Below are 17,313 nucleotides of genomic sequence, written 5' to 3' on the forward strand. Positions count from 1 at the left end.
AGTCATCCGGGGGTTCTGTAGTGAGTAGCGCCATAGCGCTCTTTGTTCTGGCGATTGCTCTTGTCCCGGTCGGTGGTGTCTTCGCGGCCGTCGACTCGGCGCTCAACACCATCTCGTCGGCGCGCATCGACGAGATGGCCAAGGAAGAGCGAGCCGGTGCCGCGCGAGTGCAACGCATCCTGACCGATCGTCCGCGATACGTGAATCTGATGGTCCTGCTTCGCATTCTGTGCGAAATCACGGCCACCGTCGTACTCGTGGGCGGCCTGATCGACATCCTCTCGCTGGGCTGGGCGCTGACCGTCACCGCGGTGATCATGGTTCTCGTCTCGTACGTGGTCATCGGTGTCGGACCGAGAACACTTGGGCGCCAACATGCGTACTCCATCGCGATGGCCGCGTCGTTGCCCCTGCTGTGGATCGGTGTTCTGCTCGGGCCGATCAGTCGCGTCCTGATCCTCGTGGGTAACGCATTGACCCCGGGTAAGGGCTTCCGTAACGGTCCGTTCGCTTCGGAAATCGAGTTGCGTGAACTCGTGGACATGGCGCAGGAACGCGGCGTCGTCGCCGACGAAGAACGCCGAATGATCCAGTCGGTCTTCGAACTCGGAGACACGTCGGCACGCGAGGTGATGGTGCCCCGCACCGACATGGTGTGGATCGAGAACGACAAGAATGCCGGGCAGGCAACGTCGTTGGCAGTGCGCAGTGGTCACTCTCGCTTGCCGGTCATCGGGGAGAACGTCGACGACGTGCTCGGAGTCGTCTACCTCAAGGATCTGGTCAAGCAGACCTACCACCTGCCCGACGGCGGCCGGAACGTCAACGTCTGCGACGTCATGCGGCCCGCGGTGTTCGTTCCCGACTCGAAGCCGCTCGACAGCTTGCTGGCCGAGATGCAGCGCGACCGCAACCACATGGCGATCCTCGTCGACGAGTACGGCGGAATCGCCGGGCTGGTCACGATCGAGGACGTCATCGAGGAGATCGTCGGTGAGATCGCCGACGAGTACGACGAGGACGAGACTCCGCCCATCGAGGACCTCGGGGACGGAATGTTCCGCGTATCCGCTCGGCTTCCCATCGAAGACCTCGGTGAATTGTTCGATCTCGAACTCGAACTCGACGAGGTCGAAACCGTCGGCGGGCTGATCGGATACGTACTCGGCCGAGTTCCACTTCCCGGTTCCGAAGTGGAGTACGACGGTTTGATCCTGCGCGGCGAGGGAACCAATACGGGCCGAGGACGAGTACGCATCAGCACGGTGTTCGTGCAGCGCATCCCGCGGTCCGAAGACGAAGAGACAGAAGACACCGATGACTGAGCGAGTGTTCAGCGAGGAGCAGTTATGAGCAAGAACGAATTCCGGTCAGGCTTCGTGTGTTTCGTGGGTCGACCCAATACGGGTAAGTCCACGCTGACCAACGCGTTGGTCGGCAGCAAGATTGCGATCACGTCCTCGCGCCCGCAGACGACGCGCCACACGATTCGCGGCATCGTCCACCGCGAGCATGCGCAGCTGATCCTGGTGGACACCCCAGGACTGCACAAGCCGCGCACACTGCTCGGGCAGCGCCTCAACGACCTGGTGCGTGACACCTACTCCGAGGTCGACGTCATCTGCCTGTGCATCCCCGCCGACGAGGCCATCGGGCCCGGCGACCGCTGGATCGTGCAGCAGGTCCGTCAGATGGCGCCCAAGACCAAGCTGGTCGGCATCGTCACCAAGATCGACAAGGTCAGCCGCGACGCCGTCGGCAAGCAGTTGCTCGCGCTGTCCACCCTGCTCGGCCCCGAATCCGAGGTCGTCCCGGTCTCCGCGAAGTCGGGTGAACAGGTGGAGATACTGGTCGACGTCCTCGCCGGCCTGATGGACGAGGGCCCCGCCTTCTACCCGGACGGCGAACTGACGGACGAGCCCGAAGAGGTGCTCATGGCCGAGCTCATCCGTGAGGCTGCGCTCGAGGGTCTCGGCGAAGAGTTGCCGCACTCCTTGGCCGTGGTGATCGAGGAGGTCATCCCCCGCGAGGGACGCACCGAGAAGCAGGGCGAGATGCTCGACGTCCATGCGTTGCTCTACGTCGAGCGGCCCAGTCAGAAGGGCATCGTCATCGGTAAGGGCGGAGCGCGTCTGCGGGAAGTCGGCACCAGCGCTCGGCTGCAGATCGAGAAGCTGCTCGGGGTGCGGATCTTCCTGGAGTTGCACGTCAAGGTCGCCAAGGACTGGCAGCGGGACCCGAAGCAGCTCGGACGCCTGGGCTTCTAGGGCCTCCGGCCCCGTGAGCGGTTAAGGAGTCCAGGGACTGCCTAACCACTCACAGGGGCCGGAGGACCCTGAGAATCGCCGCGCCGATGTCCTGCTCGTCGACGCCCGTAGCGAGGCGTCGGAGTTGGAGTCCGGTGATGACGGCGACAAGCGTCGATGCAATCGACTCCGGATCCGGTACGCCGAGTGCCGTCAGGATCGTGACGGTCAGATCGTCGTAGGCGGCAAAGCATTCCACCGCCACCTCATGAAGTTCGTGGTCCCGGCCGGCTGCGATGTACATCTCGAACGGTGCGATCCGCTCGGCGGAGAACGACAGGTCTCGCGTCACCTTCTCGGCGATCGCCGCAGCGTCCTCGACGCTCAGACCTTTGTCGCGGTACTCCTCGGCCAAGGCACGCAGGCGCGTCGTCTCGTCGGTCACGAAACGAGACAGCGCAGCCCGAAGCATGTCCGACTGGCTGGCGAAGTGATACGTGATCGATCCGAGTGAGACGCCGGCCTGCGCGGCGATGCGCCGGTTGCTCACACCAGGGATGCCGTCGGTACCGACGACGTGCAGAACGGCGTCGAGTATTCGCTCGCGAACGTCCCGGTTACTCATCGAATCACCACCACGGCTCGGGGCGAACCTGATCCCAACGCAGGACCGATTCCAATTGTGACGCGAGCGAGACCAACAGCGGTTCGGTGTTTTCGTTGCCCATCAACTGCGCACCGATGGGCAGGCCGGCCGTGCTGAATCCGGCGGGTACGTTGACCGAGGGCCAGCCGAGGACGTTCCACGGCCACGCGTACGGGCAGGCTCCGGTCATGACCTTGTCGGTGTCCCAACCACCGATGCCGTCGATCGCGGTCGCCATGATCGGTGGAGTTGCCGTCGTGGGTGCCAGGACGACGTCGTAGGTGTCGAAGATCGCTCCGATCCGCTTTCGCATCCGCGGTTCGGCGGCACGGGCCGCGCGCAGAGGTGCGCCGCGAAGTAGCTTGCCGCTGTGTGCATTTCCGCGCGTTCGGGCGTCGACCAGTGTCGGATCGGGAACGCGTCCGAGCCAGTCGTGGACCCCGACGAGTGAGCGGGGCAGAAAGTTCAGGCCGAAGATCAGGCCGTAGGCGGGATCGTCGACGACGACATGGTGTCCGAGTCCGCGCAGCGTGTCGGCGATCGAATGAACAGCCAGGCGCACTTCCGGGTCCAGCTTCACGGGAGTGGCGGTGAACGGATTACGAAGGGAAAGAGCGATTTTCAGCTTTCCGGGGTCGCGTCCCACTGCGTCGCTGACGGTAACCGGTGCCGGTTTGTGGAGATCGCCGTCGTGGTTGCCGGCAGCGACGTCGAGCAGCAGTGCCGCATCGGCGACGGTGCGAGCGAGCGGGCCGTTGACCGTCAGGCCGTAGAACGCTTCGGCGTCGGGCCAGGTGGAGATGCGCCCGCGCTGCGGTTTGATTCCGACGAGGTTGGTCCAGGCCGCGGGAATCCGGATGGAACCGGCTCCGTCGGAACCGATTCCGGCGCTGACCAATCCGGCAGCGACTGCCGCGGCGGTGCCGCCCGACGATCCGCCGGGAGTGTGGTGACGCGACCACGGATTGCGCGTGTAGCCGAAGGCCGAACCGCTCGTGAGCGGCCACTGGCCCAGTTCCGGGCTGTTGGTCTTGCCCACGATCACTGCGCCGGCGTCGCGGAGGCGTCGAATCATCTCCGAGTCCTCGGTCTTGGCCGGGAAATCGCCCGGGCAACCGAAGGCGGTGGGTTCGCCGGTGATGTCGACGTCGTCCTTCACTGCGATCGGCACGCCGAGAAGCGGTAGGCGCTCGCCGAGTGCGAGACGTCTGTCGGCCTCGGCAGCTTCCTCCAGCGCCTTCTCGCGCCGCACGATCTTGAACGCGTTGAGGTGAGGCTGAGTGGCCTCGATGCGGCTCAGCGTTGCCTCGGTGGCCGCGACGGACGAGGTAGCACCCGAGGCCAGACTCGCAACCTGGTCGACGAGACCGGGGGCGAGATCGTGGTCGGTTCGAGAAGTCATCAGGTTCCCTTCGCAAAACTGTTCGTTCGAACGAACAGTAACTTGTTTCAGTATTAGCGAACTTCGGTTTCGCGTCAAGATCGCGTCAAGACGCCAGGTCAGTGCGTAAGTGGATCGTCAGAGACGCGGAATCAGCCTCTCTGGAGGTCGAAGCTGAGAGAGCGCATCCGGTCGAGGGCGACCGAGCGTCATGGCTGCGATGCACAGCAGCACGGCAAAAGATTTCGAAGAGGGAAGCTCATGGCCGATCTGGCCTACGTTGCTCTGATTCTCGGCGGTTTTCTCGTGTGCGCGCTGGTACTGCGCGCCCTACAGGCGAGCGCTCCCAAATGACGGTTGCCGGTGTGGTCAGCGTGGTTCTGATCGCCGTCGCCGCGGCATTGGTCATTTATCTGCTCGTTGCACTCGTAGATCCTGAGAGGTTCTGATGTCGCCCGCTCTCGCAGCCGGCCTGCAGATTGTCTTTGTCCTCGTCGTTCTGGCAATCGCCTACGTTCCGGTGGGCGACTACATGGCACGTGTTTACTCGTCGACGCGAGATCTGCGGGTCGAGAGTGTGATCTACCGCGTCGGTCGGATCGACTCGCGGGCCGAGCAGACGTGGTACGGCTACGCCGCGAGCGTTCTCGGATTCTCGTTGGCGAGCGCATTGTTCCTGTACTTCCTGCAACGGATTCAGGGAGTACTGCCGCTGAATGACGGACTGTCCGGCGTCAGCCCAGCCGTTGCCTTCAACACCGCGATTTCCTTTGTGGCGAACACCAACTGGCAGTCGTACACGCCGGAAACGACGATGAGCAACTTCGTTCAGCCCGTCGGTCTGGCGGTGCAGAACTTCGTCTCGGCCGCAGTCGGCATGGCAGTGGCAATCGCCTTGGTACGTGGTTTCATTCGAGTGGCCAGGGGCGGTGAGATCGGCAACTTCTGGGTCGATCTGACGCGTGGTTCTCTGCGCATCCTTCTCCCGTTCTCCTTCGTGATCGCCCTGATCCTGTTGAGCCAGGGAGTGATCCAGTCGTTCCACAGCAGTTTCGCCTCCACCGGCCTCGACGGCAATGCGGTGACCAATGCACTAGCTCCCGTCGCGTCCCAGGAAGCGATCAAGGAACTCGGCACCAACGGTGGCGGGATCTTGGCTGCCAACTCGGCGCACCCGTTCGAGAACCCCACCCCGCTGAGCAATATCGTCGAGATTCTGGCGATCCTGTTGATTCCGGTCTGCCTCACCCGGACATTCGGAACTCTCGTCGGGGATCGTAGGCAAGGCCTCACCCTGCTGGCAGTGATGGGAATCCTGTGGAGCGGACTGCTCGCGGTGACGCTCGCTGCCGAATCCGGCGCACGCGGTGTTGCCGCCACAGCAGCTGGTTCGATGATGGAGGGCAAGGAAGTTCGCTTCGGAATCCCCGGATCGGCATTGTTCGCGGTGGCGACCACGGGAACGTCGACGGGTGCGGTGAACTCTGCCCACGACAGCATGTCGCCCCTCGGCGGAGGCGCGGTCCTGCTCAACATGTTGCTCGGCGAAATCGCGCCGGGTGGAGTCGGAACCGGCCTCTACGGGATTCTTGTGCTCGCACTGATCGCGGTGTTCGTCGGCGGACTGTTGGTCGGTCGCACCCCCGAATACCTCGGCAAGAAGTTGGGTCGACGCGAGATCACCCTTGCAGCACTGTCGATTCTGGTCATGCCCGCACTTGTCCTGATCGGTACCGCCATCACCGTGATCCTCGGATCGACCACCGGTTATCAAGGCAACGGGGGAGATCCGGGCACGCCGGGATCGATCCACGGGTTCAGTGAGGTGCTCTACGCCTTCGCTTCCGCCTCGAACAACAACGGCAGCGCGTTCGGCGGTCTGACTGTCACCAGCGACTGGTTCCAGTCGTCCCTCGGAATCTGCATGCTTCTGGGCCGATTCCTGCCCATCATCTTCGTTCTCGCTCTGGCCGGTGCCCTGGCCTCGCAGAAGAAGGTGGCGCCGACGGCGGGCACCCTCCCCACATCCGGTCCGATGTTCACCGGCTTGTTGACCGGCACCGTCGTTCTTGTTGCTGCACTTACATTCTTCCCGGCCCTCGCGCTGGGCCCGCTAGCGGAGGCTCTTCAATGACCGTGCGTATCAGTGAGAAACCCGTGGTAGCGCAAGACGCTGCCGACAAGGTTGATCCAGGGCAGTCCCGTCAAGTACACGCAGGCGTATTCAACCCGCGGCAGATGATCACCGCGTTGCCGGGGGCCGTACGCAAACTCGACCCACGCCACTTGGCGCGTAACCCGGTCATGTTCGTGGTGTTCGTCGGTTCCGTCATCACCACCGTCATGGCGATCGCCGATCCCTCGGTGTTCTCCTGGGTGATCACCCTGTGGCTCTGGTTCACGGTGATCTTCGCGAACCTCGCCGAATCCGTGGCCGAAGGGCGAGGCAAGGCCCAGGCGGCCAGCTTGCGAAAGGTCAAGCAGGACACCACCGCACATCGGATCACCATGAGTGGTGCGATCGAATCGGTGTCCGGCACCGAACTGGTGGTCGGGGACCGGGTGATCGTGGTTGCGGGCGAGGTCATCCCCGGCGACGGCGACGTGGTCGAAGGTATTGCCTCCGTGGACGAATCGGCGATCACCGGTGAATCGGCACCGGTAGTCCGTGAATCCGGTGGCGACCGCTGTGCCGTCACCGGTGGTACGACGGTTCTCTCCGACCGCATCGTCGTGGAGATCACCGCGGCACCGGGCAGTTCGTTCGTGGACCGGATGATCGCGCTCGTCGAGGGTGCTTCGCGTCAGAAGACACCCAACGAGATTGCGCTCAACATCCTGCTCGCGTCGTTGACCGTCATCTTCCTCCTCGCCGTCGTTGCCATCGGCCCGATGGGCTTGTACGCAGGGCACGAACAGGATCCGATCAAGCTGATCGCACTCCTCGTCTGCCTGATCCCGACGACCATCGGAGCGCTGCTCTCGGCGATCGGTATCGCGGGGATGGACCGGCTCGTCCAGCGCAACGTTCTCGCGATGTCGGGGCGTGCCGTGGAAGCTGCGGGCGACATCGACACCCTGCTGATGGACAAGACCGGAACCATCACCTTCGGTAACCGTCGGGCGACCGCGCTCCATCCGGCGCCAGGTGTAACCGCCGACGACCTCGCTGCGGCAGCACGCTTGTCGAGCCTGGCCGACGGAACTCCCGAGGGACGGAGCATCGTCGAGTTGTGCGCAGCGGAGTTCGGTCTCGCTGCCGAGCCGACGCTGGACGAGGAACGCGCCGAGTTCGTTCCCTTCACGGCACAAACGCGGATGAGCGGACTCGACCACTCCGGACGCCACATCCGAAAGGGTGCAGCAGATGCGGTGATGAACTGGGTCGTCAGTGGCGGTGGACACGCAGAGACCGCGGTGACCGACACCGTGAACGACATCGCGCAAGCCGGCGGAACACCACTGGTAGTTGCCGTCAAGAACGGTGAGAGCACTTCGATACTCGGCGTGATCGCGTTGTCCGACGTCGTCAAGCCGGGAATGGCTGACAGATTCGCCGAACTCCGGGCGATGGGTATTCGCACGATCATGATCACCGGCGACAATCCGTTGACCGCGAAGGCGATTGCCGACGAGGCGGGCGTCGACGACTTCATGGCGGAAGCCACCCCGGAAGACAAACTGGCCCTGATCCGGAAGGAGCAGGAAGGCGGACGTCTCGTCGCGATGACCGGTGACGGGACCAATGATGCTCCCGCCCTTGCCCAGGCGGATGTCGGGGTCGCGATGAACACGGGAACCTCGGCAGCCAAAGAGGCCGGGAACATGGTCGATCTCGATTCCGATCCCACCAAGCTGATCGAGGTGGTGGAAATCGGCAAGCAATTGCTGATCACCCGCGGCGCGTTGACCACATTCTCGTTGGCGAACGACCTGGCGAAGTATTTCGCAATCCTGCCGGCATTGTTCAGCGGCATCTACCCGCAGCTGGACGCGTTGAACATCATGCGGCTCGCCACCCCCGAATCGGCGATCGTCTCGGCCGTGATCTTCAACGCCTTGGTGATCATCGGTTTGATTCCGTTGGCACTCAAGGGTGTTCGATACCGACCGTCGACGGCATCGCAGTTGCTCGGACGTAACCTGCTCGTCTACGGTCTCGGCGGTGTGATCACGCCGTTCGTCGGTATCTGGTTGATCGATCTCGTCGTACGTTTGATTCCTGGAATTGGGTGACCTGACATGCGTTTCACTATCGGTTTTGCCAAACAGGTGTGGGCGGGTCTGCTCGTATTGCTCGCGCTCACCGTCGTTCTCGGTGTGATCTACCCTGCCGCCGTGTGGGGTGTCAGCCGAATCAGTTCGGGATCGGCCGAAGGCTCACCGGTCACCGACGCCTCCGGTTGTGTGGTCGGCAGTGCCTGGGTGGGTGTCGATCCGCAGGTTGCCGAAGGGCAGCAGGACCCGTTCTTCCACAATCGTGTCGTCGGATCGGTTTCGGACGAGGATCCGTTCGCCACCGGTGATCCCGCCGCGGCACTGCCGTCCAACCAGGGGCCGAGCAGCGAAATTCTGGCCGGATTCATCATCGAGCGTCGGGCGGCCATCGCGGCACGTGAGGGCGTCGACCCGGCATCGGTTCCCGTCGACGCCGTCACCGGCTCGGGCTCGGGTATCGATCCCCACATCAGTCCGGCGTACGCCGGACTGCAGGTCGCGAGGGTGGCGGCGAACAACGGCATCTCGGAAGATCAGGTGCGAGAGTTGGTGGCCGAGCACACCGACGGTAGGCAACTCGGATTTCTCGGAGCCGAGCGAGTCAACGTCCTGGAGTTGAACCTGGCACTCGGATTGACGGCACCTACGTGTGCTGCGCCGACGACTGGTGGATGATTGTCACGTGAGTTCTTCGGAGAAGGTCGGTCAATCTTTCGGTAGGGCACGCAAACGCGGTGAATTGCGTATCTACCTCGGCGCTGCCCCCGGCGTCGGAAAGACCTTCGCGATGCTCGGTGAGGCTCATCGGCGTCGAGATCGTGGCTGTGACGTGGTCGCGGCCGTCGTGGAGACACACGGCCGCGCCCGCACGGCGGCGCAGATCGGGGACCTCGAGATCATTGCGCCGAAGCTGGTGGACTATCGCGGAACACGGATGCCGGAACTGGACGTCGAGGCCGTGTTGGCTCGGCGGCCGGCCCTTGTCCTGGTGGACGAGTTGGCACACACCAACACGCCGGGGAGCAAGAATCACAAGCGCTGGCAGGACGTACAGGAACTGCTCGACGCCGGAATCGACGTCCTGTCCACGGTCAACGTGCAACACCTCGAAAGCCTCAACGACGTTGTCGCGCACATCACCGGCGTGGTTCAGCAGGAGACGGTTCCGGACGCGATAGTGCGTAGTGCGGCGCAGGTCGAGCTGGTCGACATCACCCCGGAAGCGCTGCGCCGCAGACTTTCTCATGGCAACGTGTATTCACCGGAACGCGTCGATGCGGCATTGGGTAACTACTTCAGGCGCGGAAACCTCACGGCGCTACGCGAACTGGCTCTGCTGTGGGTGGCCGATCAGGTGGACGCCGCACTGGCGAAATACCGCGCCGAGAACAAGATCACCGACACCTGGGAGGCGCGCGAGCGCGTCGTCGTTGCCGTGACCGGGGGACCGGAGTCGGAAACCCTGGTACGACGCGCATCTCGAATCGCGTCGAAGTCGAGCGCCGAACTGATGGTGGTCCACGTCGTGCGCGGTGACGGACTCACCGGGGTCTCGGCCCCCGAGATGGGCAAGGTGCGTGCGTTGGCCGTCGGGGTCGGCGCGACGCTGCACACCGTTGTCGGTGACGACGTACCGTCGACGCTCCTCGAGTTCGCCCGGGAGGAGAACGCCACACAGTTGGTGTTGGGAACGTCGCGGCGTTCTCGCCTGGCCCGCATCCTCGACGAGGGGATCGGCGCCGCGGTGGTTCAGCAGTCCGGCGGTATCGACGTTCACATGGTCACGCATGAGGAAGCAACGACGCGGCGACGCATTTCGGTGCTGGGGCGCTCGGAGCGCCGAGTCCTGTCGTGGATTGCGGCGATCGTCGTACCTTCGCTCGCGGCGGCGATCATGGGTCTGGTCGACCGAATTTCCGGGGTCAACGGGGAGAACGCATTGTTCTTCGTCGTGGTCGTTCTGGTTGCCCTCCTCGGCGGCGTCGGCCCGGCGATACTGTCAGCCCTGATTTCGGGACTGCTGCTCAACTACTTCTTCACCGATCCGCGGTACAGCTTCACCATCGCCGAACCTGACAACTTCATCACCACTGTCGTGCTGTTGATCGTGGCTGTGGCAGTTGCCGTTCTGGTCGACGCCGCAGCAAAGCGCGCCCGAGAGGCGAAGCGCGCCTCCGAGGAAGCCGAACTGCTCACCTTGTTCGCCGGATCAGTTCTCCGCGGAGCAGACCTGTCGACACTTCTGGCGAAGGCACTCGAAATCTATCGCCAGCGAGGGGTTTCCGTCATCCATCACGACGACGGCGTCATTGCCGCCGTGGGAACGCAGCCGCCGACCACGGACGACGAAGCGGATACGGTCTGTGAGGTCAACGACGGGGAATACGCGCTGTTGTTGGCTGGACCCGACCTGAGTGCGCGGGATCGACGAGTGCTGACGGTGGTGGCTCACCAAGCCGTCGGAATGATCCGCCAGGAGAAACTGACCGTCGAGGCGAGCAAGGCTGCCGCGCTCACCGAGGCTGATCAACTGCGTCGAGCCCTGCTGTCAGCGGTAAGTCATGACCTGCGAACGCCTCTCGCCGGAGTGAAGGCTGCGGTGTCGAGTCTGCGCAGCGACGACATCGAGTTCTCGCCCGAAGACACCGCTGAATTGTTGGCAACCATCGAGGAGTCGGCGGATCAGTTGACGGCACTGGTCGGGAACTTGCTCGACTCGTCCCGCCTTGCCGCCGGCGTGGTGAAACCCACGCTGCGGCCGGTGTATCTGGACGAGGTGGTTCACCGCGCGTTGCTGGGCCTCGGCATCGGCGGACGCTCGGATTCGCGAGCTCGCAGCGTAGTCGTCGACGTGGGTACCGTTGCAGTGCAAGCAGATCAAGGCCTGCTCGAGCGGGTGATCGCGAACATCGTCGACAACGCTCTGCGCTACGGGGGAGAAACCCCGGTGCGAGTCGGGGCGGCGCAACTCGGTGATCGTGTGGTGATCAGTGTCGCCGACACCGGCCCGGGTGTTCCGCGAGGTGAGGCCGAAACGATGTTCCAACCGTTCCAACGGATGGGCGATCGTGACAACACCGGTGGAGTGGGCCTCGGGCTTTCCGTGGTGCGCGGATTTGTCGACGCCATGGGCGGAACGGTCAGCGCCACAGACACACCCGGTGGGGGATTGACGATGATCGTGGAATTGGCTGCGGCCGGTACGAATGGGAATGGATCATGAGTCGAATCCTGGTAGTGGACGACGAACCGCAGATTCTGCGGGCTCTGCGTATCAATCTTTCGGTGCGCGGGTACGAGGTGGTGACGGCGTCGACGGGCGCCGGCGCGTTGCGGGCTGCTGCCGAGCGTCCACCGGACGTCGTGGTGCTCGATCTCGGACTGCCGGACATGGATGGCACCGAAGTACTTGCGGGCCTGCGTGGCTGGTGCACGGCGCCGGTCATCGTTCTGTCGGCGCGCACGGACTCCGCGGACAAGGTCGAGGCGCTCGATGCGGGCGCCGACGATTACGTCACCAAGCCTTTCGGGATGGACGAGTTTCTGGCCCGCGTGCGAGCTGCGGCGAGGCGGGGAACCTCCGCGGCCGATACCTCGGAACCGTCGGTCGAGACCGCGTCGTTCACGGTCGACTTGGCTGCCAAAACGGTGAGTCGGCGCGGTGAACAGGTGCACTTGACGCCGACCGAGTGGGGCATGCTCGAAATGCTTGTGCGCAACCGCGGAAAGCTGGTCGGGCAGAAGGAATTGCTTCGGGAGGTGTGGGGGCCGGCGTATGACACCGAGACCCACTATCTGCGTGTCTACCTTGCTCAGCTTCGTCGCAAACTCGAGGACGACCCGGCCAACCCCAAGCATCTGATCACCGAGGCGGGAATGGGCTATCGATTCGTGGTGTGAGAAACCAGGTGTGAGAAGCCAGGTCAGAGCATCACTACCAATTTGCCACGAGCCGTACCGGCTTCCATCTTGGCATGTGCTCGCGCGATGTCCTCGAACGCGAACACCTCGTCGATCGGTACCACCGCCTCGCCGGACGCCACAGCGGAGAGGAAATCTTGCAGGACGTCGGCAGGCAGGTCGGACGCATCCCCGCCGTACGAGGTCAATCGCACTCCGCGTGGAATGTAGTCGATCGGATAGAAGTCCTTGACTGTCCACTCGTTGGACAGCATGCCCGTGAAACACACGGTGCCGTGAACGCGAGTGGCGCGCAACGTGTCGGGAAGTGTTGGTGTTCCGACCAATTCGAGGGCCAGATCAACACCGCCCGGGAGAATGTCTCGAACCTGTCCGGCCACAGCACCGTCGTCGACAACAACGTGGTCAATTCCGATCGCGGTCAGTGACGCCGCCTTGCGCTCGTCTCGGGTGGTTGCGAGAACTGTGAGTCCCCACCGCTTCGCCAGGACTGCCGTTGTCATGCCGACCGAGGAGGTTCCGCCTCGAATCAGTAGGGATTGACCGGATTTCGCATCCAGTCCCACCGTCAGCGAGCCGTACGACGTCTGCAGCATCTCGGGAACAGCTCCCAATGTCGACCAGTCCAGGTCGCTGGTGAAGGGAACGACCTGGCTGACGGGAACGCACGTGTACTCGGCATATCCGCCGTCGAAGGCTCGACCCATCCCGCCCATCATGGCAGCGACCTGCTGGCCTTCGGTCAGCTCCCCACCGGGGCAGTTCACCACTTCGCCGATGGCTTCGATGCCCAGCACCCGCGGAAAAGTGACGCCTTCGGCGAGGCCGAGGCGGGTGTGAAGTTCGGATCGATTGAGACCGAAGGCCTTCACCCGGACCAGTACCCAGCCCGCAATCGGCACAGGTATCGGAATCTCCCTGATGGTCAATGCTTCTGGCGGGCCGGGGGCGTCGACCACGATTGCGCGCATTGTGTCGGTCATGCTTTTTCCTTCGTAGTCGGTGTCAGGCTTCGGTTGGCTTCACGCAGCGTGGCCAGTGTGGCGCCGAACCGATCGAGAGCGTCGGGCGTCAGCACGGAACCGAGACGGCGTTCCAGTTCGTCGTCGAACGTGGCCTTCGCCCGCCGCAACAGCTCATTTCCCTCGGGGGTCAACTCGATGAGTGAGGATCGTTTGTCTGCCGGATTGGATTGTCGACGGCAGTGCCCCGAGGACTCGATCCGATCCACCAATTTGCTCGTGCCGCCGACGGTGATCGCGAGGGCCTCGGCAATGTCGAAGACCCGACAAGATCCGAGTCTGTCGATGATCTGCATCGGCTCGAATCGACTCAGCGGCAGGTCGTGCTCGATTCGGAGTCTCTGGTCGAGGGCCGTCCACAATTCGGTTTCGAAGCGGACAAGGTTGTCGAAGTGACGGCTCAGGGCTGATCTGGTCACGAGCAGACACCGAGCTGATATGCATTCCGTGGAATCATTCTTTCAGCGTACGCACGATCCGTGATTAATTCCACGGAATCTATTCGCAGGCCTTCCGCGGTGTCGGTGGCGCATGGGAACATATGTTCGTGCCGAATGAACCGCTGGATCGAGAAACGCCAGGTAATCACCCTGGCGGTGCGCATTCTGGGGGTCTCCGACCTACGGGTGACGCAACGATCCTGCACGCGGACCTTGATTCGTTTTACGCATCGGTCGAGCAACGCGACGACCCGACTCTGGCGGGCAGGCCGGTCATCGTCGGTGGTGGAGTGGTCTTGGCGGCAAGCTACGAGGCCAAGGCATTCGGGGTTCGCACCGCCATGAGTGGTGGTCAGGCTCGATCACTGTGTCCCCAGGCGATCGTCGTTCCTCCGCGGATGTCGGCGTACTCGCAGGCGAGCAAAGACGTGTTCGACGTCTTTCACGACACGTCGCCGCTGGTCGAAGGAATCTCCATAGACGAGGCCTTTCTCGAGGTCGGTGGCCTCGCCAAGATCGTGGGAAACCCGCTGCAGATCGGAGCCAACCTCAGACGCGACGTGGCCGAGCAGGTGGGACTTCCGATCACGGTCGGCATCGCTCGCACCAAGTTCCTGGCCAAGGTCGCGAGTGCATTCGCGAAACCCGACGGATTGCTGCGAGTGCCGCCGGAGGGTGAGACCGAATTCCTGCATCCGTTACCTGTCGAGAAACTGTGGGGTGTCGGCAAGATCACGGCCCAGAAGTTGCGAAACTTCGACATCGTGACGGTAGGTGACATCGCTCGTCACGACGAATCCTCGATCGTCTCGATTCTCGGGGGTGGCGCCGGTCGCCATCTCTACGCGCTCTCGCACAACCGAGATCCACGCCCCGTCCGCGCCTATCGTGGCCGCAGTTCGATGGGTGCTCAGCATGCGCTGGGTCGCGGATCCCATTCCCGCGCAGAACTCGATGCGTCGTTGATGTCCCTTGTCGACCGTGTCAGTCGGCGGATGCGTTCGGCGCAGCGGACGGGGCGCACGATCACGCTCCGGCTCCGCTTCGCCGATTTCACGCGGGCCACTCGTTCGCACACGCTGCGCCGATCCACGGATGACACAGCGGAGCTGCTGAACGCCTCGATGGTGCTGCTGGATGAAGCGATACCGACAATCTCGGACAAAGGCATCACGTTGATCGGGGTAGCAGTCTCCAACCTGGATCGTGACGGTGCCCAGCAGCTCGAATTGCCCTTCGACGGTCCAGGATTCGCGAGCCCGGACACTGCGGCCCTCGACTCGGCGATGGACAGTGTCCGGAAGAAGTTCGGCTCCGCGGCCCTCACGAGGGGAGTGCTCCTGGGGCGTGACCCCGATCTGTCGGTGCCGCTGCTTCCGGACTAGGTGAGGTTTTCTCGCAGAGTCGCTCCCTCGTATTCGCGTCGGAACAACCCACGAGCCTGCAATACCGGAATAACGTGGTCGACAAAATCTTCCAGTCCCTGGGGATAGGTCGGTGGCATCAGGTTGAAGCCGTCGGCGCCGCGACCGCGCAACCAGGATTCGATCTCGTCGGCAATCGACTCCGGTGTGCCGATCATCGTTGCGTGACCACCACCTGCAGCCAGCGTTCCGAGGAGTTCCCTCACAGTCGGTGCGTCCTTCTCGACGATCCGCAGAATAGTTGCGTAGCGTCCCTGCGGCCCGGTGAATGCTTCGAGTGGAGGCAACGGAGGCACGGACCCGTCGAGATCCCAGTTATCGCAATCCTGCCCGGTGAACAACGAGAGTTGGCGTATCGATTGTTCGGTGGGCAGCAGGAGATCAAGTTCGGCCTTCTTCGCCCGTGCCTCGGCGACGGTGCTGCCGACGTAGGTGACCAATCCCGGCATGACGGCGACCGAGCTCGAATCCCGGCCGGCGCGCTCGATTCTCGATTTCACGTCCGCGTAGTAGCTCTGTGCGCTGGGTAGGTCGTAGGCAACCGAATAGACTGCCTCGGCGCGTCGCGCCGCCAGATCGCGCCCCTGCTCGGACGCCCCTGCCTGGAACAACACCGGCCTACCTTGCGGGGAGCGCGGAACCGTCAACGGCCCGTCCACCCGAAAATGTTTGCCGTCGTGATCGATTCGAGAAATCCTGCTTGCGTCGGCAAAACGCCCCGACCGGTCGAGAATCAGCGCGTCTTCCGACCATGAATCCCACAATGCGAGGGCCACGTCGACGAATTCGTCGGCTCGTTCGTATCGGGACGCATGATCGGGCATCGCCTCGAGGCCGTGGTTGCGCGCTTCCTGGTCGAACATCGAGGTCACGACGTTCCAACCGGCCCGTCCGCCGCTGATGTGGTCGAGCGACGCCAGCAGTCGTGCTGCGTGAAACGGCGTGTAAAAGGTCGTGGAGATGGTGGTGACCAGGCCGACGTTCGCCGTCGCTCGTGCCATGGCAGTCAATGCGGTGATCGGTTCGAGAAACCACGACGCACCAGACTCGGGTTCTCGAACACTGTGACCGTCCGCGAAGAAAACGGCGTCCAGCTTCCCGCGTTCGGCGATCTGGGCAAGCGACTCGTAATACGTGATGTCGCCGAGACTTTCGACGGGTGAGTCGCGGTGTCGCCACGCCGCACTGTGGTGTCCGCAACCGAGCAGGAACGCACCTATCCGTAGTTGTGCGCCCATCAGTTCTTGACGAGTCCGCCGTCGACAACCAGGTTCTGGCCGGTCACGGCCCGCGACCAGGGTGAGGCGAAAAAGAGTGCGGCGTCGGCAAATTCGTCCGGTGTGGTGACTCGGCGCAGGGGAGTGCTCGCCGCGATCATGTCGAAGACGGCTTCCGGTGTCGCGGCACTCGCATCGGTGGTACGGAGCAAACCGCCGGAGACCATGTTGACTGTGATCCCGTCCGGACCGAGGTCGGCGGACAGTGTCCGTGTCAGTGCCAACAGTGCAGCCTTGGCGGCGGTGTAGTCGTGGTACGGAACTACCGGATTCTGGACCAGATTGGTTCCGACAGTGATGATTCGGCCGAAGCCGAGTTCGCGCATGCCGGAGAGTGCCGCCTGAGTGGTGTTGAGTGTGCCTGCAACGGCTCCGCGTAGTTGAGAGTCGAAGTCGGCCCAGGTGATCGTGTCCGCGTTCGGCCGGGCATCGCCGTTGAACGAGAAGTCGACGAGTGCATTGTCGACCACGGTCGAGATCGGTGCGTCGAATCGCTCGCGTGCGGCGGTGAACAACTGGTCTACCGAACTGCGGTCCGTCACGTCCGCCTGGACTGCGTAGGCGCGATCCTCGCCCAGTTCGGTGACCAGGGCCTCGGCGGCATCACGGCTCTTGTTGTAGTTCACGATCACCCGGGCCCCCGAGCGGGAGAAGGCTCGGCTCAGTGCGGCGCCGAGCCCGCGGGCGCCGCCGGTGATCAGAACGATCTGCTCGTCCAGGTTCAATGCGCGCTGAAAT

The 17,313-nt window shown here is 63.4% G+C and carries 15 protein-coding genes; 9 read left to right on the forward strand and 6 right to left on the reverse strand.

Annotated elements, in window-relative coordinates:
- Positions 1-20: 20 nt before the first annotated feature.
- A complete protein-coding gene (locus tag I7X09_RS19415) occupies positions 21-1,325 on the forward strand; it encodes a hemolysin family protein (protein ID WP_019749019.1) in 1,305 nt (434 codons plus the stop codon).
- 24 nt (positions 1,326-1,349) lie between these two features.
- The gene (gene era / locus I7X09_RS19420) at positions 1,350-2,267 is read left to right on the forward strand and encodes a GTPase Era (RefSeq protein ID WP_003944451.1); all 918 of its coding nucleotides are present in this window, start codon (positions 1,350-1,352) and stop codon (positions 2,265-2,267) included.
- Positions 2,268-2,316: 49 nt separating this feature from the next.
- Here era and I7X09_RS19425 read toward each other — a convergent pair whose 3' ends face one another.
- Together I7X09_RS19425 and I7X09_RS19430 are read right to left on the reverse strand one after the other, a co-directional pair.
- Positions 2,317-2,871, reverse strand: coding sequence for a TetR/AcrR family transcriptional regulator (locus I7X09_RS19425; RefSeq protein WP_019749017.1), 555 nt, complete (start codon positions 2,869-2,871; stop codon positions 2,317-2,319).
- A gap of 4 nt (positions 2,872-2,875) precedes the next feature.
- Positions 2,876-4,294, reverse strand: a complete 1,419-nt coding sequence (locus tag I7X09_RS19430) for an amidase (RefSeq protein WP_095969768.1) — start codon at positions 4,292-4,294, stop codon at positions 2,876-2,878.
- Positions 4,295-4,623: 329 nt separating this feature from the next.
- Between I7X09_RS19430 and kdpF the strand changes: the two genes are divergently transcribed.
- Genes kdpF through I7X09_RS19460 form a run of 6 tightly spaced genes read left to right on the forward strand, consistent with a single transcriptional unit; the run spans position 4,624 to position 12,391 of the window.
- Positions 4,624-4,722 (forward strand): K(+)-transporting ATPase subunit F, encoded by a 99-nt coding sequence (gene kdpF / locus I7X09_RS19435; protein ID WP_007731078.1) that lies wholly within the window; start codon positions 4,624-4,626, stop codon positions 4,720-4,722.
- On the forward strand, positions 4,722-6,407 hold the full coding sequence (kdpA, locus tag I7X09_RS19440; RefSeq protein ID WP_200313313.1) for a potassium-transporting ATPase subunit KdpA: 1,686 nt from the start codon (positions 4,722-4,724) through the stop codon (positions 6,405-6,407). Before kdpF ends, kdpA begins: the two co-directional genes overlap by 1 nt.
- On the forward strand, positions 6,404-8,509 hold the full coding sequence (kdpB, locus tag I7X09_RS19445; RefSeq protein WP_095969770.1) for a potassium-transporting ATPase subunit KdpB: 2,106 nt from the start codon (positions 6,404-6,406) through the stop codon (positions 8,507-8,509). The genes kdpA and kdpB overlap by 4 nt, the downstream gene beginning before the upstream one ends.
- A 6-nt stretch (positions 8,510-8,515) precedes the next feature.
- Positions 8,516-9,166: a potassium-transporting ATPase subunit C gene (locus I7X09_RS19450; protein ID WP_200313314.1), complete on the forward strand. Its 651-nt coding sequence runs from the start codon at positions 8,516-8,518 to the stop codon at positions 9,164-9,166.
- A 7-nt stretch (positions 9,167-9,173) separates the two neighbouring features.
- Positions 9,174-11,714, forward strand: coding sequence for a sensor histidine kinase (locus I7X09_RS19455; protein WP_095969772.1), 2,541 nt, complete (start codon positions 9,174-9,176; stop codon positions 11,712-11,714).
- Positions 11,711-12,391 carry a response regulator gene (locus I7X09_RS19460; protein WP_003944545.1) on the forward strand — a complete coding sequence of 227 codons (681 nt, stop codon included), beginning with the start codon at positions 11,711-11,713 and terminating at the stop codon, positions 12,389-12,391. The genes I7X09_RS19455 and I7X09_RS19460 overlap by 4 nt, the downstream gene beginning before the upstream one ends.
- A gap of 23 nt (positions 12,392-12,414) precedes the next feature.
- Here the strand turns inward: I7X09_RS19460 and I7X09_RS19465 are convergent, their stop codons facing one another.
- Positions 12,415-13,395 carry a zinc-binding alcohol dehydrogenase family protein gene (locus I7X09_RS19465; protein WP_200313315.1) on the reverse strand — a complete coding sequence of 327 codons (981 nt, stop codon included), beginning with the start codon at positions 13,393-13,395 and terminating at the stop codon, positions 12,415-12,417.
- Entirely contained in the window at positions 13,392-13,853 is a 462-nt protein-coding gene (locus I7X09_RS19470) for a MarR family winged helix-turn-helix transcriptional regulator (protein ID WP_200313316.1), read from the reverse strand. Before I7X09_RS19470 ends, I7X09_RS19465 begins: the two co-directional genes overlap by 4 nt.
- Positions 13,854-13,975: 122 nt before the next feature.
- On the opposite strand from I7X09_RS19470, the gene dinB reads away from it, so the two are divergent.
- Positions 13,976-15,259: a DNA polymerase IV gene (gene dinB, locus I7X09_RS19475; RefSeq protein WP_234036633.1), complete on the forward strand. Its 1,284-nt coding sequence runs from the start codon at positions 13,976-13,978 to the stop codon at positions 15,257-15,259.
- Here the strand turns inward: dinB and I7X09_RS19480 are convergent.
- Positions 15,256-16,536, reverse strand: a complete 1,281-nt coding sequence (locus tag I7X09_RS19480) for an LLM class flavin-dependent oxidoreductase (RefSeq protein ID WP_200313317.1) — start codon at positions 16,534-16,536, stop codon at positions 15,256-15,258. The genes dinB and I7X09_RS19480 overlap by 4 nt on opposite strands.
- Positions 16,536-17,300 carry a 3-oxoacyl-ACP reductase gene (locus tag I7X09_RS19485; RefSeq protein ID WP_437127566.1) on the reverse strand — a complete coding sequence of 255 codons (765 nt, stop codon included), beginning with the start codon at positions 17,298-17,300 and terminating at the stop codon, positions 16,536-16,538. Before I7X09_RS19485 ends, I7X09_RS19480 begins: the two co-directional genes overlap by 1 nt.
- Positions 17,301-17,313: the final 13 nt, after the last annotated feature.

The organism is Rhodococcus sp. P-2 (assembly GCF_016598535.1).
Taxonomy (GTDB): Bacteria; Actinomycetota; Actinomycetes; order Mycobacteriales; family Mycobacteriaceae; genus Rhodococcus_F; species Rhodococcus_F baikonurensis.

Excerpts from the sequence above, each read along its gene's own strand:
- era (WP_003944451.1), top strand. The coding sequence starts at position 1,350 with ATGAGCAAGAACGAATTCCGGTCAGGCTTCGTGTGTTTCGTGGGTCGA.
- I7X09_RS19480 (WP_200313317.1), bottom strand. The coding sequence starts at position 16,536 with ATGGGCGCACAACTACGGATAGGTGCGTTCCTGCTCGGTTGCGGACAC.
- dinB (WP_234036633.1), top strand. The coding sequence starts at position 13,976 with ATGTTCGTGCCGAATGAACCGCTGGATCGAGAAACGCCAGGTAATCAC.
- I7X09_RS19450 (WP_200313314.1), top strand. The coding sequence starts at position 8,516 with ATGCGTTTCACTATCGGTTTTGCCAAACAGGTGTGGGCGGGTCTGCTC.
- I7X09_RS19430 (WP_095969768.1), bottom strand. The coding sequence starts at position 4,294 with ATGACTTCTCGAACCGACCACGATCTCGCCCCCGGTCTCGTCGACCAG.
- kdpB (WP_095969770.1), top strand. The coding sequence starts at position 6,404 with ATGACCGTGCGTATCAGTGAGAAACCCGTGGTAGCGCAAGACGCTGCC.
- kdpA (WP_200313313.1), top strand. The coding sequence starts at position 4,722 with ATGTCGCCCGCTCTCGCAGCCGGCCTGCAGATTGTCTTTGTCCTCGTC.
- I7X09_RS19465 (WP_200313315.1), bottom strand. The coding sequence starts at position 13,395 with ATGACCGACACAATGCGCGCAATCGTGGTCGACGCCCCCGGCCCGCCA.
- kdpF (WP_007731078.1), top strand. The coding sequence starts at position 4,624 with ATGACGGTTGCCGGTGTGGTCAGCGTGGTTCTGATCGCCGTCGCCGCG.
- I7X09_RS19460 (WP_003944545.1), top strand. The coding sequence starts at position 11,711 with ATGAGTCGAATCCTGGTAGTGGACGACGAACCGCAGATTCTGCGGGCT.
- I7X09_RS19425 (WP_019749017.1), bottom strand. The coding sequence starts at position 2,871 with ATGAGTAACCGGGACGTTCGCGAGCGAATACTCGACGCCGTTCTGCAC.